The sequence below is a fragment of the Saccharopolyspora mangrovi genome, assembly GCF_035320975.1.
Classification (GTDB): Bacteria; Actinomycetota; Actinomycetes; order Mycobacteriales; family Pseudonocardiaceae; genus Saccharopolyspora; species Saccharopolyspora mangrovi.
This window is the reverse complement of record NZ_JAWLNX010000035.1, coordinates 18,636-33,546: the sequence shown is the minus strand read 5'-3', so window position 1 is coordinate 33,546 and position 14,911 is coordinate 18,636. Positions and strand designations below refer to the sequence as shown.

At 70.7% G+C, this 14,911-nt stretch carries 14 protein-coding genes; 7 read left to right on the top strand and 7 right to left on the bottom strand.

Annotated elements, in window-relative coordinates; all coding sequences use genetic code 11:
- Window positions 1-44 precede the first annotated feature (44 nt).
- Window positions 45-803, bottom strand: coding sequence for an ABC transporter permease (locus tag R4I43_RS31655; protein WP_324269389.1), 759 nt, complete (start codon window positions 801-803; stop codon window positions 45-47).
- 36 nt (window positions 804-839) lie between these two features.
- A complete protein-coding gene (locus R4I43_RS31650) occupies window positions 840-1,817 on the bottom strand; it encodes a LacI family DNA-binding transcriptional regulator (protein WP_324269388.1) in 978 nt (325 codons plus the stop codon).
- A 118-nt stretch (window positions 1,818-1,935) separates the two neighbouring features.
- Between R4I43_RS31650 and R4I43_RS31645 the strand changes: the two genes are divergently transcribed.
- Window positions 1,936-2,847 (top strand): dihydrodipicolinate synthase family protein, encoded by a 912-nt coding sequence (locus R4I43_RS31645; protein WP_324269387.1) that lies wholly within the window; start codon window positions 1,936-1,938, stop codon window positions 2,845-2,847.
- 120 nt (window positions 2,848-2,967) lie between these two features.
- Window positions 2,968-4,251: an Nramp family divalent metal transporter gene (locus R4I43_RS31640; protein ID WP_324269386.1), complete on the top strand. Its 1,284-nt coding sequence runs from the start codon at window positions 2,968-2,970 to the stop codon at window positions 4,249-4,251.
- Here R4I43_RS31640 and R4I43_RS31635 read toward each other — a convergent pair.
- Window positions 4,221-5,252, bottom strand: coding sequence for a tetratricopeptide repeat protein (locus R4I43_RS31635; protein ID WP_324269385.1), 1,032 nt, complete (start codon window positions 5,250-5,252; stop codon window positions 4,221-4,223). The genes R4I43_RS31640 and R4I43_RS31635 overlap by 31 nt on opposite strands.
- Window positions 5,253-5,623: 371 nt before the next feature.
- Here R4I43_RS31635 and R4I43_RS31630 point away from each other — a divergent pair, with 371 nt between their 5' ends.
- Together R4I43_RS31630 and R4I43_RS31625 are read left to right on the top strand one after the other, a co-directional pair.
- Window positions 5,624-5,995 carry a DUF4345 domain-containing protein gene (locus R4I43_RS31630; protein WP_324269384.1) on the top strand — a complete coding sequence of 124 codons (372 nt, stop codon included), beginning with the start codon at window positions 5,624-5,626 and terminating at the stop codon, window positions 5,993-5,995.
- Window positions 5,992-6,696, top strand: coding sequence for an AraC family transcriptional regulator (locus R4I43_RS31625; protein WP_324269383.1), 705 nt, complete (start codon window positions 5,992-5,994; stop codon window positions 6,694-6,696). Before R4I43_RS31630 ends, R4I43_RS31625 begins: the two co-directional genes overlap by 4 nt.
- Here the strand turns inward: R4I43_RS31625 and R4I43_RS31620 are convergent.
- From R4I43_RS31620 to R4I43_RS31610, 3 genes are all read right to left on the bottom strand, one after another.
- Complete coding sequence (locus R4I43_RS31620) at window positions 6,651-7,487, bottom strand: RNA-guided endonuclease InsQ/TnpB family protein (RefSeq protein ID WP_324269426.1); 837 nt, start codon at window positions 7,485-7,487, stop codon at window positions 6,651-6,653. The two genes, R4I43_RS31625 and R4I43_RS31620, sit on opposite strands and share 46 nt — an antisense overlap.
- 19 nt (window positions 7,488-7,506) lie before the next feature.
- Window positions 7,507-8,073, bottom strand: a complete 567-nt coding sequence (locus R4I43_RS31615) for an RNA-guided endonuclease InsQ/TnpB family protein (RefSeq protein WP_324269425.1) — start codon at window positions 8,071-8,073, stop codon at window positions 7,507-7,509.
- Window positions 8,074-8,478: 405 nt separating this feature from the next.
- Window positions 8,479-9,147 carry a haloacid dehalogenase type II gene (locus tag R4I43_RS31610; protein ID WP_324269382.1) on the bottom strand — a complete coding sequence of 223 codons (669 nt, stop codon included), beginning with the start codon at window positions 9,145-9,147 and terminating at the stop codon, window positions 8,479-8,481.
- A 59-nt stretch (window positions 9,148-9,206) separates the two neighbouring features.
- On the opposite strand from R4I43_RS31610, the gene R4I43_RS31605 reads away from it, so the two are divergent.
- Window positions 9,207-9,761, top strand: coding sequence for a TetR/AcrR family transcriptional regulator (locus R4I43_RS31605; protein WP_324269381.1), 555 nt, complete (start codon window positions 9,207-9,209; stop codon window positions 9,759-9,761).
- Between the two features lie 148 nt (window positions 9,762-9,909).
- Here the strand turns inward: R4I43_RS31605 and R4I43_RS31600 are convergent, their stop codons facing one another.
- On the bottom strand, window positions 9,910-11,079 hold the full coding sequence (locus R4I43_RS31600) for an MFS transporter (RefSeq protein ID WP_324269380.1): 1,170 nt from the start codon (window positions 11,077-11,079) through the stop codon (window positions 9,910-9,912).
- A gap of 117 nt (window positions 11,080-11,196) precedes the next feature.
- On the opposite strand from R4I43_RS31600, the gene R4I43_RS31595 reads away from it, so the two are divergent.
- Entirely contained in the window at window positions 11,197-12,069 is an 873-nt protein-coding gene (locus tag R4I43_RS31595; RefSeq protein WP_324269379.1) for a helix-turn-helix domain-containing protein, read from the top strand.
- A gap of 163 nt (window positions 12,070-12,232) precedes the next feature.
- Window positions 12,233-14,887, top strand: coding sequence for a glycosyl hydrolase family 65 protein (locus tag R4I43_RS31590; protein ID WP_324269378.1), 2,655 nt, complete (start codon window positions 12,233-12,235; stop codon window positions 14,885-14,887).
- The last annotated feature ends 24 nt before the right edge of the window (window positions 14,888-14,911 follow it).

Sequence of the window (14,911 nt, the reverse complement as noted above, 5' to 3'; positions counted from 1 at the left end):
GGTGTCGACTCCGTCGGCGATGGCGGCGCGGACGGGCCGAGCGATCAGGGCTGCTGCGCGGTCGGCCGGGTCACCAGGCCGCGGGCGACGATCTCCAGCACCGCTGCGATCGCCATCGCCTCGACCGCCAGCAGCCCCATCAGCACGAACAGCTGCACCACGGCCGCCTGGACCGGATCGGCACCGCCCAGCAGCATTCCGACGAACGCGCCCGGCAGGGTCACCATGCCGACGGTGCGGGTCTGGTCCAGGGCCGGCACGAGAGCGGTTCCCGCCACGGGGCGGCTGATTTCGAGGCGGGAGTCCCTCCCGGACAGCCCCAGCGCCAGCGCCGCCTCGACCTCCCCGCGGCGCTGCGCCAGCTCGTCGAGCAGTCGGCGACCGGCCAGCGCCGTGGCCGTGAGCGCTCCCCCGATCAACTGCCCCACCAGCGGAATCAGCACCAACCCGGTCAGCGGCACGGCTCTCGTCGCCAGCAGCAGGGCCACGACCGGGCCGACACCGACGGCGATGGGCGCGGCCGCCCACCACCAGGTCCGATCGCTCGTGATGCGCCGTCCCGCCGTGCGCACCGCGATCGCGAACATCACGACGATGAACACCGCGACCAGCCACGACCACCGCACCACGTAGGTGATGATCAGCGACACCAGCAGCAATTGCACCGCCCCGCGCGCCCCGGCGCGCAGCACCGCCCACTGCCGGCCGATCCCGCCGAGCCACACCACCGCAGCGGCCACGACCAACAGCAGCGCGACAACTCCACCGAGCACCGGCGTCACCGGCACAGTCCCCGAACCCACCCCGCGACCTTACGGCCCGGGCGCGTGGCCCCGCAGCTACCGGGGAGCGGCGGTGGAGCCGCGCGGGATGAGAGTCGGTGCGCTGACCAGGGTTTCGCCGCCGCCCTGCCCGTCGTCGAGGAGCAGGCGCAGCGCGTCGGCGGCGATCTGGCGGAACGGCACCCGCACGGTGGTGAGCGGGACCGGCAGCCTGCTGACCACCGGGATGTCGTTGTAGCCGACGATCGACAGGTCCCGAGGCACTTCGAGGCCCAGCGCGTGCGCGGCGGCGAGCACACCGATCGCCGTGTTGTCGTTGACGGCGAACACCGCGCTCGGCCGGTCCGGGCGGTCCAGCAGCGCACGCCCGGCGATCTCGCCGGCCTCGATCGAGAACGCGTCACCGGCGACCAACGCGGGGTCGAAGCCGATCTCGCCGCTGTCGAGCGCTTCCTGGTAGCCCTCCGCGCGTCCTCGGGCGCTCGAGGCGTACGCGGGTCCGCCGACCAAGCCGATCCTGCGGTGCCCCAGGTCGATGAGGTGCCGGGTGGCCAGTTGCGCTCCGAGGCGGTCGTCGCCGATGGCGGCCGGGCTGCTGCCGTCCGTGCGGAGCGCGAGGGCGTAGGAGGTCTTGCCGACGTCGACCGGTTCGCCGACGCGCGCGGTGGTGAGGATGAGCCCGTCGACCCTGCGCCGCCGCAGCGACTCCACGGCCTTGTCCTGCGCTTCGGGCAGGTCTTCGGTGGTGGCCACGACCGTGAACAGGTCACGTCCGGCCGCGACCTCGGTGATCGCCTCGTAGAGCATCGCCATGACCGTGTCGGTCAGCCTGGGGACGATCACCCCCACCGTGCTGGTCCCGGAGCGGCGCAGGCCGGAGGCGAGCGGGTCGCGGACGTAGCCGAGCTCGGCCGCGACCTCGCGCACGCGCTCCGCGGTCGCGTTGGTGGAGCGCGGAAGGCGTTCGTCGAGCACGCGGGAGACCGTGGACTTGCTGACCCCGGCCGCCCGGGCCACATCGAGAATCGTCACCACGACCCGGAGCCTACCGGAAGTTGGGAACGTTCCCGGGATCGGTCTTGACACCCGGCGAGTCGTGACGCATGGTTCTGGGAACGTTCCCGCGACCGTTCCCAGAAATGGAGTCCCAGGCATGTCTCTCGATCTCCGCGGCCTCAACCCCGCTCCGGTCACCCCGTTCACGCCGGACGGCGAGGTCGACCACCAGGCGATGGCCAAGCTCGGCCAGTGGCTGGCCGGCCACGACGGCGTCAAGAGCCTCGTGGTGCTCGGCCACGCCGGCGAGGGGACCTTCCTGACCCAGGACGAGCAGGTCGCCACCATCTCCCAGCTGGTCGATGCCGTCGACGTCCCGGTCATCGCCGGGATCACCGGCGAAGGCACGCACGTGGCCGTCGAGGAGGCCAAGCGCGCGGTCGCCGCCGGAGCCCAGGCAGCGCTGGTGTACCCCTCGCACGGCTGGCTGCGGTTCGGCTACCAGCAGGGCGCCCCGCAGGAGCGCTACCGCGCGATCTACGAGGAGGCGGGCCTGCCCTGCATCCTCTTCCAGTACCCGGACGTCACCAAGGCGAACTACGACCTCGAGACCCAGCTCGAGATCGCCGCCCAGCCGGGCGTTTTCGCCACCAAGAACGGCGTGCGCAACATGCGCCGCTGGGACACCGAGATCCCGGTGCTGCGGCGGGAGAACCCCGATCTGCAGATCCTGTCGTGCCACGACGAGTACCTGCTGCACACCATGTTCGACGTCGACGGGCTGCTGGTCGGGTACGGCAACATCGCCCCCGAACCGCTGCTCGAGCTCATCGCCGCCGGCAAGGCCCAGGACTACGCGGCCGCCCGCGCGGTGCACGACCGGCTGCTGCCGGTCACCAAGGCCGTCTACCACCGCGGCTCGCACATGGAGGGCACCGTTGCCCTCAAGCTGGCGCTCAAGGCGCTCGGGGTGCTGGAGAACGCGACCGTGCGCTCCCCCCTGATCGACCTCTCCGCCGAGGCCGAGCAGGAGATCGTCCAGGCGCTGCGCACCGCGCAGCTCATCTGAGCCACCCCGCGGGCCGGGTGCGCGTGCGCATCCGGCCCTTGCCGGCCACCCGGCCGGTCCGGTGACAATGCCGTCCCCGAACGACCCCGCGACAATGCCGCGTGGGGGTGAGGAAGCACGATGTCCGACGCAGCACCCGCCCGGATGAACAACGGGCCCAGCGACACCTCCGGTTCCGCTCCGGTCGGCCGTGGACGCCGAATCATGCGGATGCTGGCCCTGATGGGGCCGGCCTTCATCGTCGGCGCCTGGCAGTTCGGGCCCGGCAACCTCACCTCGGCGGTGCAGGCCGGGAGCCGCTTCGGGTACTCCCTGATCTGGGTCATCGCCGTCTCGACCGTGCTGATGCTCGTCTACGCCGACATGAGCATCCGCATCGCGCTCGTCTCGAAGGGCTCCGTCGTCCAGACGATCAAGGAGCACCTCGGCCGCCGGGTCGGCGGGCTCGCCGGGTTCGGCGTCTTCGCCATCACCCTGATGTTCTCCGTCGGCAACGCGGTCGGCTCGGGCCTGGGCCTGTCGCTGGTGTTCGGCGGCTCGCCGATGTGGTGGACGCTGGCCTGCACCGCCGTGGTGGTCGGGATCCTCTTCGCGCGACGGCTCTACACGCTCATCGAGAAGCTCGTGCTGGTCATCGTCGCGATCATGGCGGCATCGTTCGTCGCCACCGCGATCGTGACCCGGCCCGACTGGGGCGCGGCCGCCGTCGGGTCCGTGGTCCCGATCGTCCCGTCCGGGGTGGGGCTGCTGATCGTCGCCCTGGTGGGCACCAACTTCTCGGTCAACGCCGCGTTCTACGCCGGTTACGCCTCGCGTGAGCGAGGACTTCGCCGCGAGCAGTACCGCGAGACCACCATCGCCGACACCATCCCCGGCATCGTCGCGCCCGGGATCATGACCGCGCTGGTCATCATGGCCGCCGCCGCGGTCTTGCCCGGGGTCGGCGGCGAGGAGGGCGCCACGCTCAAGCAGTTCTCGGCCGTGCTCACCCCGATCGCCGGCGAGGCCGGGCGGACCATCTTCTCGCTCGGCTTCACCGGGGCCGCGCTCTCAGCGATGATCGCCAACGCCACCGCGGGCGGCACACTGCTCTCCGACGGACTCGGCTTCGGCAACAAGCTCGCCTCGTGGCGGGTCCGCGCCGGGATCCTGGGCGTGCTCGGCTTCGGCGCCCTGGTCACCGTCATCGCGCGAGGGCAATCACCGGTCCAGCTGATCATCGCGGCGCAGGCGTTGACCGTCGTCGTCGCTCCCGTCCTGGCCGTGCTGCTACTCGTGCTGGCCAACCGACCCGGCCTGATGGGCGACCTGCGCAACAAGTGGTGGCAGAACGCGCTGGCCGCCATCGGGCTGGTCGCCATCGCCGCGGTCTGCTACCAGCTCGCGGTCACCAGCTTCTCCTGACCGACGAGTTCGCGGTGTGCGGCCTGCGCCATGTCCGCCGCGTGGTGCAGGCCGCTCTCGGTGAAGCGGGTGTGCAGCGCGCGCAGGTCCGCGTCGACCTGCCCGGGTGAAGCGCCTTGGCGCGCTTGGGATTTGACCAGACCGAGGCGGGCGAGGGCTTCTCCCCGGGGCTCGGAGATGCGGGTGAACTCCTCGATCGTGTCCCGGTAGACCTGCTCGGCTTCGGCGTAGCGGGCGGCCCGGTAGAGGACGTTGCCGCGCATCTTGTGGTTGTAGGCCAGGGCGGCCTCCAACCGCATCTCGCGGCAGGTCTCCTCGGCGTCGGCCAGCAGCTCCAGGGCCCGCTCGACGTCCCCGCGCAGCGAGGTGAGGTCGGCGATGCCGCGCAACGCCCACGCCCGTCCGCGCTGGTCATCGCCCTGGGTGGCGATCTCGCACGCCTCGGTGAACAGGGCCAGCGCGGTGTCGTGGTCGCCGTGGTGCCGGTGGATCTGCGCGATCCCCTCCAGCGCCCACACGACGTGCCGGGGCTGACCGTCCGCTCGCGCCTCCCCCAGCAGCTGCTCGTGCAGCCGCAAGGTTCCGGCGAAATCGCCTTGCACACGACCGGTTTCGGCCAGACCTGCCAGGGCGTAGCCGCGGGCCATCCGGTCGGTCCCGCGCTCGGCGGTCGCGGCGGCGTGGGAGAGCAGCCGGTGCGCGAAGACGTACCGGCCGCGCTGCCGGGCCAGGGTTCCGCCGCTCCACAGCGCCCAGGCCATCGCCGCGGCATCACCGGCGTCGCGGCCGGTGCGGTAGCTGGCCCGCCACGCGCGTTCCGCGCGCTCGACCCGCCCCAGTCGTCTGCACGCCTCCGCGATGGCCAGCTGCGCCCCGGCCCGTTCCAGCGCGGTGGTCGCCGCCGCGTCGTGCTGCTCGGCCTGTTCGAGCACCTCGTCCAGCGACGCGTTGACCGACAACGCGGCGAGCCCACCCCGGTACTCGGCTGCCTTGGCGTGCATGGGTCTCCCTCCAGTAGGCGGATCACGCCGGTCCGCGAGGAAGGACGGCATGATCAATTCCACTGAGAACGCTATGGAGAACGCGGCCCGGAAACCTCAGGTCTCACCCCGGAAACCATCCCCGAGGCCCCCTAGGGGCCGTCCCGTACAACCAAAGTCGGTCTCCCCCACCACCCAAAACCGAAGCCCCACCCCAGAAGACCCCGCAACCCCGGACAACCAAGGCACACCGGGCCCCGGATTACCGCCGTATTCCGTCCCCCGATTACGGCGGTAATCCGTCCCTGTGGCTTGGCAGCACGTTCTCGGAAGCACCTGGCAGCGCTGGTGTGTGACGATCCGCTGCACCCGAAACCAGAGGAGCCAGTTCGATGGAGGAAGTCGTGTTGGCCGCGAGTGCGGTGTTCTTCGCCGGGATGGGCCTGTTCGCGCTCGTGTCACCGGCAGCGCTGGTGCATCCGTTCGGCCTGGTGGCCACGAGTGCGGTGAGCCGTTCCGAGGTGCGCGCGGTCTACGGCGGGTTCGGCCTGGCGATGGCCGGGGTACTCGCCTGGTGCGCCGCGGGCGACGGCGCGATGCGCGACGGTGCTGCTTCAGCGGTCGCGATCGGGCTGGCGGGCATGGCCGTCGGCCGGGCGATCTCCCGTCTGCTGGACGCCCCGACGAGCTTCTACCCGAACTGGTTCTACTGCCTAGTCGAGATCACCGTCGGCGGCCTGATCCTGGCAGTCGTGCGAACATGACAACCACGACCGCGGAATGCCGGAAGGTGTGGCTGTGGCCGGGACGAGCCACCTTCCTCGGTCCCGATGAAGGTTCCTGGCGCCGCCGGAGCGCCCTGATACCAGCGCGCGTTCCGCACCGGATCGAGGCCGGTGCCGGGCGCATGCTCTTCCACTACCTCGATCCCGGATCGGCCCACGCCACCGGAGTGCGAGGCCGCATGACCGAGACGCTGGGAACGATCGCCGCCACCCACCTCGCCGAGCAGGCGATGCTCGCCCAGGTGCACGACCCGAACGAGTTCAGCCGACTCGCGCTCGGCGACACCTCGAACTGCGCCGTCGACCCGCGGATCCGCACGGCGATGGACGCGGTGCTCGCCGCACCGGAGCGGGAGCACGACGTCGCCTCCTGCGCCGCGGCGGCCGGCTTGTCCCGCTCCCGGTTCCTTCACCTGTTCTCGGAGAACGCGGGAACCAGTTTCCGGCGGTTCCGGGTATGGGCGCGCCTGCTCAGAGTGGGAACGGCCATCGAATCGGGCGCGAGCGTCACAACCGCGGCGACCGAAGCGGGATTCGCCTCGGCGAGCCACTTCAGCGACACGTTCCGCCGGATGTTCGGCCTGTCCGCAACCACACTCCTGACCAGCAGCACCCAGTTGATCACCATTCCCGATCACCGATCACGCGAAGTGCGCCAGGACGGCGGCGGTGAGGGCTGAGCGCTCGAGCATGCCGGTGACGGTGGCGTGTTCGCTGCGAGCGTGGGCACCGCCCCACGACTCCGAGGCCGTCGAGGACGGGAATCCCGGCCGCCTACGCGAAGTTGCCATTGGCACTGGCAGACATGACATTCAGATTTGACGTCCTCCCCCTCCCTGACGGGGGGGTTCCTACTACACGGCATGCGCGTCTCGGTGGGTTCCTGCTTCAACCCCGTCTGCCCCGGTAGGGGTCTTACATCGGATCCACAGGCGTTTAGCCTCTCCGCACGTCCTGCGGCGAGGATGTTCCTAGCGGCGTTCACGTCGCCGTCGTGTTCGGCGCCGCATGGGCACGACCACGACCGGACGTTGAGGGGCTTCTTCCCGTCGATGCGCCCGCAGGCGGAGCAGGTCTGCGAGGTCGGCAACCAACGGTCGATCACGACCACATCGCGTCCGTACCTTGCGGCCTTTTCTCCCAGCAGGCGCCGGAACGTGCCCCAACTGGCGTCGTGCACGCTCTTGGCGAGGCGGGTGCGAGCGAGACCGGACACCGCAAGATCCTCCACATAAACCGCTTGGTTTTCGCGGATCAGCGTGGTCGTTGCCTTGTGGAGCCAATCGAGCCGGGCATCCCGAACCTTGGCGTGTTGACGTGCCAGGCGACGCCTGGCTTTATTGCGGTTGTTACTGCCCTTCTGCTTCCTGGACATAGCACGTTGCAACCGCTTCAGCTTACGTTCCGCGCGTCGCAGAAACCGCGGGTTATCGATGACACCACCCTGGTCATCTACGGCGAACGCCGACAACCCCAAGTCGATGCCGAGTTCATTCAACAGGTTCGAGGGCTTCGTCCCCAACCTCAACCACGAAGGACACGAAGTACCGGTCGTCTGCGGTCTTGATGACCGTCACCGACGACGGAACAGAAGGCAGGTCTCGCGACCACGCGACCTTGATGTCACCGATCTTCGCGAGCGTTAGCTTTTCGCCGTTTGCGGTGCTGAACGAGCCCCTGGTGAAACGGATGGCCTGTCGGAACTCCTTGCGGGACTTGAAACGCGGACGACCCATCTTCCTGCCCACGCGCCTGCCTTTGAGGCTGTCGAAGAAGTTCGTGTACGCCTGGTCGCAGTCCCGCACGGCCTGCTGGAGCATCTGCGCGGGCGCTTCGCTCAACCACGCGCGTTCTGGGGTCTTTTTGGCATCGGTGATCAACCGCTTCTGCAACACCGTGCTGCTCGGATACTCCTCGCCGTTGGCGTAGGCAACGCGGCGAGCGGCAACAGCGTCGTTGTAGACAACGCGTGCACACCCAAACGCCCTTGAAAGGCTAGCTTCTGCCCCGATGTAGGGTACAGACGGTACTGGTAGCGCAACTGCACGATTGATCACCTCCAACCGTGGTCACCGTAGCGATCCCCCCTGAGAGTCCAGAGAACCGCCGTCCGGCGGACGATCGCGCTGACCTGCAGTCACCCGTCCACCGCGAGTTCCTCGGCGACGGCGGTCTCGAGCTCGCCCGGTGTCGTCGGCGGCGCGCCAGTCGGCCCGCTCGTACGGCGGAGCGTGCGAGGGCCGCAGGTCGGCGGAGGCTTCGGGTGGCAGCGGACCGGTGCCCGAGTCCGGCGCCGAGGCCCGTTGAGCTGGAGCGCCGCGACAATGCGGCGATCCACCTCGTCAGGACGCTAACCAGCAGAACAACCGCGGTCAACGCTGGAATCCTGCAAAGTTCCTGGTGAACACGATGTTTCCAGCCACGCCTGGCGGCCTCCAGCGGGAAACCCCCAAGCCAGATCTTCAAACCGGCGAGCCGAGCAGGCCCCGGACGACTGCGGGGAGGTCGTCGGCCGCGACGTCGGCCGGGTCGAAGGTGGGGTTGTAGCGCCCTTCCAGGCGGCTGACCCATCCCGTTCGCAGGCCCGCCCGCTTGGCGCCGTGGCAGTCCCAGGCGTGGGCGGCGACGAGGGCGACCTGGTGCGGTGGGAGGTCGAGCCAGGTCGTGGCGTAGCGGTAGGCGCCGGGAGCGGGCTTCCAGACGCCGACGTCGGCGCAGGACAGGACCGTCTCGACGTGCTCGGACAGGCCGTTGTGGGCGAAGAACCCGCTGATCGTCCTGGCCGATCCGGTGGTCAGGCCGATGACCCGCACACCGGCGGCGCGGAGGTCCTCCAGCGCCGGGAGCACGTCGTCGTGCGCCGGGAAGCGGTCCCAGCCGCCGAGCACGTGGTCGATCGTCGCCTTCTCGACCTCCTCGCCGGTGATGTCGCGCAGCGCGGCGGCGCAGATCTCGTCGAAGTCGCGGTAGCCACCGGCGGCGGCCAGCGCCATCCCGTCGCGCACGGCGCGGTTGAACCACGCGTCGAAGAGCCCTGCGGGATAACCGCGTTCGGCCAGTCGGCCGGGAACCTCGGCCAGCGACATCAAGGTTTCCACGACGTCGAACGCGACGGCCTTGAGCTCGGGCACAGCCACCTCCAGGAGCAGAACGGTCGTTCTGGTAGAACGACCGTTACACTAGTCCCGTGATGGCGAAACCGGCAACCCCGGCGCGGGAGCGCCTGCTCGCAGCGGCGGACGAGCTGTTCTACGCGCGGGGCATCAACGCCACCGGCATCGACGCGATCGTCGAGAGCGCGGGCGTGGCGCTGGCGACCTGCTACAAGCACTTCGGCGGCAAGAACGAGCTCGTCGCCGCCTACCTCGCCGAGCGCGACCAGCAGTGGCGGGCGGCCTGGGAAGCGGCCATCGCCGAGACCGACGAACCCCTGCTGGCCCTGTTCGACGCCCTGGAGCGCTGGTGGGACACCTCGGGGCAGCACCGCGGGTGCGCGCACGTGGACGCGGCGGTGGAGCTCACCGACCCCGACCACCCCGCCCTCGCCGTGGTCGCCGAGCACAAGCGCCACCTGCTCCACCGGCTCACCGAACTCGCCGCCGCCGAGGGCTTTTCCGCACCCGCGGAGCTCGCCGCGGACCTCCTCCTGATCTACGAGGGCACCCTCAGCGCGCTGCTGCTGAACATCACGGCCGACCCGTTCGCGCAGGCCCGGCGCCTCGCCGCAGCGCGCACCTCGCGCTGACCGCCCAGGTGTCGCACGACCTCGCCGGAGCGCGCCCGTCCTGCTGCACCGAATCCGCGTCCACGCGGCGGGAGCCCCGGACGACGTCCTCACCCCCGCCACGATCAACGAGGTCTGGACGCCGTCCTGAGCCCACCCCCCGGACGACTCAGACCGGTTGCGCGACGGGCACTTCCGGTGTTCCGGCACGCGCGCCGGGCCGGGTCGCCAGGAAGGCGACCAGCCCCAGCGCCGTCATCGCCGCGCCGACCACGGCCAGCACCGGGTAGTCGAGCGTGCGGGCCAGCACGGTGCCGCCCACCGCAGAGCCGAAGGCGACCCCGAAGTTGAAGGCGGCCGCGGCCAGAGCCGAGACCAGCGCCGACGCCGTGCCCGCGACCTGCAGGACGTAGGACTGCAGCGGCGGCACCATGCCGAAACCGGTTCCGCCGAGCAGCACCAGCAGCACGATCACGGCGGGCAGCAGGGAGCCCAGCGCCCACAGCGCCAGCAGCGACACGACGAGTCCGCTGAGGATCACCACGACCGTGCGCGTGACCGACCGGTCCGCGTAGCGGCCGCCGAGGCTGTTGCCGACGATCAGCCCCACGCCGAACAGCAGCAGCAACCAGGTCACCGCGCCCTGCGACACACCGGTCACCGAGATCAGGAAGGGCGCGATGTAGGTGTGGACGACGAACAGCCCGCCGTAACCGAGCGAGATCGCCAGGAACAACGTCCACAGCCGGCCGTTGCGCAGGACGCCGAAGCCCCGGTCCTCCGCTGCCCCGCCGGGCGCGCTGGGCAGCACCAGCCACATCGCCACGACGCCGACCGCCGCGAGCGCGGACACCAGCCAGAACGCGGCCGACCACCCGGCGGCGCGACCGGCCAGGTTGCCGAGCGGCACCGCGATCACGTTGGAGGTGGTGAACCCGGTGAACACCACGGCGATGGCGGTGGCCTGCTTGGACGGTGCGACCAGACCGCGGGCGATGGTGATCGCGGTGCCGAGGAACCCGCCCAGCATCGCCCCGGCCAGGGCCCGCGACAGGGCCACGACCAGCAGCGATCCACCGGAAGCCGTGACGGCGTTGGCGACCAGGAACACCAGGGTCAGGCCGATCACGAGGGTTTTGCGCGGCAGGCGGAGGGTGGCGGCGGCCACGATCGGGCCGCCGATCACCGCGCCGAGGGCGAAGCTCGTGGTCACCCAGCCGGCCAGGGACACCGAGATTCCGAGATCACTGCTGATCAGCGGCAGCAGACCGTTGGGCACGAGCTCTGCGGTGCCCAGCGCGAACGCGGTGAGGGCCAGAGCGACGATCGGGATTGGCATGCTCCCGACACTGCGCGGCTGCGCAGGCGGCTACCAGCTCCCCTTCGTGGGCTCCTCGCGGTGGGTGGCACTCGCGGGGATACCTTCGCACCACACGATCCGGGCTACCGTTGAGGTGTGAACGATCCGGGTGAGCTGGGAATCTTCCTGCGGGGCAAGCGCGCGGCGCTACCGCCGGAAGCGACCCCGCTGAACGGCTTCGGGGTGCGACGCCGGGTTCCCGGCCTGCGCCGGGAGGAGGTCGCGCAGCTCGCGGGCGTCAGCGTGACCTACTACACGCGGCTGGAACAGGGGCACAGCCGCAACGCCTCCGACGAGGTGCCGCTGGCCCTGGCCCGGGCGCTGCAGCTGTCGGTCACCGAAACCGAGCACCTGCTCGACCTCGCGCGCGCCCGCCGGACGACGCCCGACCAGGGGCCGGAATCGGCCAGCCCGCAGGCCCTGGTCCTGTTGTCGCTGGTGAGCGCTCGCCCGGCGATCGTCCTCGGCAGGCGCAACGACGTCCTGGCCTGGAACGAGCTCGGTCACGCGCTCGTCGCCCCGCACCTACCCGCCGACGCGCCGGAGTCACCCGCCGCGCGCCCGTCGCTGCCGCGGATGCTGTTCCTGGACCCGAAGGCCCGCGCGCTCTACCGCGATTGGGACCGGGAGGCCGCCGATTACGTCGCCTACCTGCGCATGGCCAGCGGCAAGCACCCCGACGACGAGGCGCTGACGCGCATGATCGGCGAGCTGTGCATCCGCGACGACGCGTTCGCCGACCTGTGGACCTCGGGCCGGGTCGGCGAGTGCGTGGCCGGGACCAAGCGCATGGCGCACCCGGGCGCGGGCGAGATCACCGTCGACTTCCAGCTGTGGGCCCAGTCGGATCGACCCGAGCAGCGCCTGGAGATCTACACCCTCCGCGACGACCCCGACGGCACCCGCACCCGATCCCTGCTCGGCGCCACCTCGGCGACCTCCGGCAGGAGCGCGCTCCCAGGGGCGTAATCGGCGCCGCTCACCGGGGCTCATGATCGAACCGGCTGGTCAGCGTCCGGTTGGCGGGTCTCTCGACCGGGGCATGATCGATCCCACGTCGGCTTGACGGGCACCTCCCTTCGCAGCAGGATTCGCGATCACCATCCGAATCGAACAAGGGAGTTGAGCTCGGGTGAAACTGCATCGTTCCAGCGGGGTCGCGGCCGCTGCGCTGATGGTCGCCACGGCGGCGGTCGCGCCCAGCGCAGCTGCCGCTCCTGCCGCAGAACGCTCGCGCTGCGCGACCGGTGAGGCGTGGGAGATGTCGACCGACCAGTTCGACCCCGCCTACACCGCGCACGCCTTCGTCGGCAACGGCTACCTGTCGCAGCGCGTGCCACCGACCGGTGCGGGCTACGTCGCCACCGGCGAGAAGACCGGATTCCCGCTCGAAACACCCCGCTACGACGGCGCTTTCGTCACCGGGCTCTACGGCGAGGGGCCGAGCTCGCAGAGCGATGTGCCGCGGCACGCCATCGCGGCCATCCCCACCTGGTCGTCGCTGACCGTCCGCGCCGGCGACCACGTGTTCACGCCGCAGACCCCGCCAGAGCAGATCTCGGACTTCCGCCAGTCGCTCAACGTCCAGTGCGGCGTGCTGTCGACGTCGCTGACCTGGACCACGCCCGACGGCAAGGCCACCGACCTGGCCTACGACGTGGTGGCCGACCGGACCAACCCGCACGTCGGTGCGGTGCGCGTCCGGGTGACACCGCGCTGGTCCGGGCAGTCCGAGGTGACCGGTGCGATCGAGGGCGCCGGCGCGCGCCGGATGCACCCGACCGCCGGAGCGGTCGACGGCGCAACCGCGCGCGTCGGTTTCGAGACCGAGGGCGTCGGCGCGCGAGGCACCGTGGCCTCCACGGTCGTCGCACCGGACGACGTCCGAACCGCCCCCGAGCAGCGCGTCGACGGACTCGACGCCGAGCAGAAGTACCGCTTCGACGCCCAGCAGGGGCGGACCTACGAGTTCGCCAAGTTCGTCGGCGTCGACACGACGGTCACCACGCCCGACCACGAGGCGTCCGCCGTCAAGGCCTCCCGGGAGGCCGCCGAACGCGGCTGGGACGACCTCCTCGACGCCCACGTGGCCGCGTGGAAGAAGCTGTGGGAGAGCGACATCCGCGTCACGGGCCGCCCGGACCTGCAGAAATCGTTGCGCTCCAGCAAGTACGCGATCCTGTCGAGCATCCGCGAAGGACAGGACACCAGCGTCGCCCCGGCTGGCCTGAGCAGCGACAACTACGCGGGACTGAACTTCTGGGACACCGAGCTGTGGATGTACCCGAGCCTGCTGCTGCAGCACCCCGACATCGCCAAGTCGGTGGTGGCCTACCGCGAGAAGATGCTGCCCGCCGCGCGCAACAACGCCCGCTCCATCGGCCAGCAGGGCTCGTTCTACCCGTGGACCAGCGCCGACAGCGGTGACCTGCAGAAGGACTGCCACAGCTGGGACCCGCCGCACTGCCTGACCCAGAACCACCTGCAGAGCGACGTCGCGCTGGCGACCTGGCAGTACTACCTGGCCACCGGCGACGAGGCGTGGCTGCGCGAGCACGGCTGGCCGGTGCTTCGCGGAGTCGCCGAGTACTGGGCCGGACGCGTCACGCCGAATCCCGACGGCAGCGTTTCGATCAACAACGTGGCGGGCCCGGACGAGTACAGCAACGGCGTCAACGACGCGGTGTTCACCAACGCCGGCGCGGCCAAGGCGCTGCGCGACGCCACCGAGGCCGCGCGGATCCTCGGCGAACCCGCCCCGCCGGAGTGGAACGCCATCGCCGACAAGGTGCGGATGCCCTTCGACCAGCAGGCGCAGGTGTTCCAGCAGTACGACGGCTACTCGGGCCAGCGGATCAAGCAGGCCGACGCGGTGCTGCTGCAGTACCCGCTGGAGTGGCCGATGCCGCCGGAGGTCGCCCGCAACACCCTCGACTACTACGCGCCGCGCACCGACCCGGACGGCCCGGCGATGACCGACTCGGCGCACGCCATCGACGCCGCCGCCATCGGCGAACCCGGCTGCGCCACCAACACCTACCTGAACCGGTCGATCCGGCCGTTCGAGAAGGACCCGTTCGCCCAGTTCTCCGAGGCGCGCGGTGAACGCGCCGGGGAGGGCGCGGGAGCCCCGACGTTCAACTTCCTCACCGGCGCCGGCGGCTACACCCAGGTCTTCACCCACGGGCTGACCGGGATGCGCTGGCGCGGCGACGAGGTCGTGCTGGACCCGACGCTTCCGCCGCAGCTGGACGGCGGTGTCGAGCTGACCGGGCTGAAGTGGCAGGGCCGCACGTTCGACGTGCGCATCGGCGGCGACCAGACCGCAGTGGTCCTGCGCGACGGTGACCCGTTCACGGTGCAGGCACCGGAGGGCGAGCACGTGGTCAGCGAGCAGCAGCCGCTCATGCTCAAGACCCGCAGGCCCGACCTGACCCCGACCGACAACCTCGCCCGCTGCAAGCCCACGGAGGCCACCAGCGAGGAGCCCGGTCGCTACGCCGAGGCGGCCTTCGACGGCAACGCGGCCACCCCGTGGCACCTCAACGGCGCTCAGGGCTCGGCGACGGTCGACCTGGGCGCGGCGCGGGAGATCTCGTCGATCACGCCCCGCTGGAGCGAACTCGCCCCGACCTCCTCCCGGCTCCTGACCTCCCTCGACGGCAGGACCTTCACCGAGGTCCCGGCCCAGCCGCCGCAGGGCCACCTCGCCCGCTACGTGCGGGTCGAGATCACCGGCCCCGAGGGCCCGGAGCACGCAGGGGTCACCGAGCTCGAAGTCCGCTGACACCACTCCCAGGGCGAGAACCGC

What these genes read in the sequence shown, in the direction of transcription:
- R4I43_RS31605 (WP_324269381.1), top strand. Translation starts at nt 9,207, where the DNA reads ATGGCGAAACCGGCAACCCCGGCGCGGGAGCGCCTGCTCGCAGCGGCG.
- R4I43_RS31600 (WP_324269380.1), bottom strand. Translation starts at nt 11,079, where the DNA reads ATGCCAATCCCGATCGTCGCTCTGGCCCTCACCGCGTTCGCGCTGGGC.
- R4I43_RS31625 (WP_324269383.1), top strand. Translation starts at nt 5,992, where the DNA reads ATGACAACCACGACCGCGGAATGCCGGAAGGTGTGGCTGTGGCCGGGA.
- R4I43_RS31640 (WP_324269386.1), top strand. Translation starts at nt 2,968, where the DNA reads ATGTCCGACGCAGCACCCGCCCGGATGAACAACGGGCCCAGCGACACC.
- R4I43_RS31635 (WP_324269385.1), bottom strand. Translation starts at nt 5,252, where the DNA reads ATGCACGCCAAGGCAGCCGAGTACCGGGGTGGGCTCGCCGCGTTGTCG.
- R4I43_RS31645 (WP_324269387.1), top strand. Translation starts at nt 1,936, where the DNA reads ATGTCTCTCGATCTCCGCGGCCTCAACCCCGCTCCGGTCACCCCGTTC.
- R4I43_RS31630 (WP_324269384.1), top strand. Translation starts at nt 5,624, where the DNA reads ATGGAGGAAGTCGTGTTGGCCGCGAGTGCGGTGTTCTTCGCCGGGATG.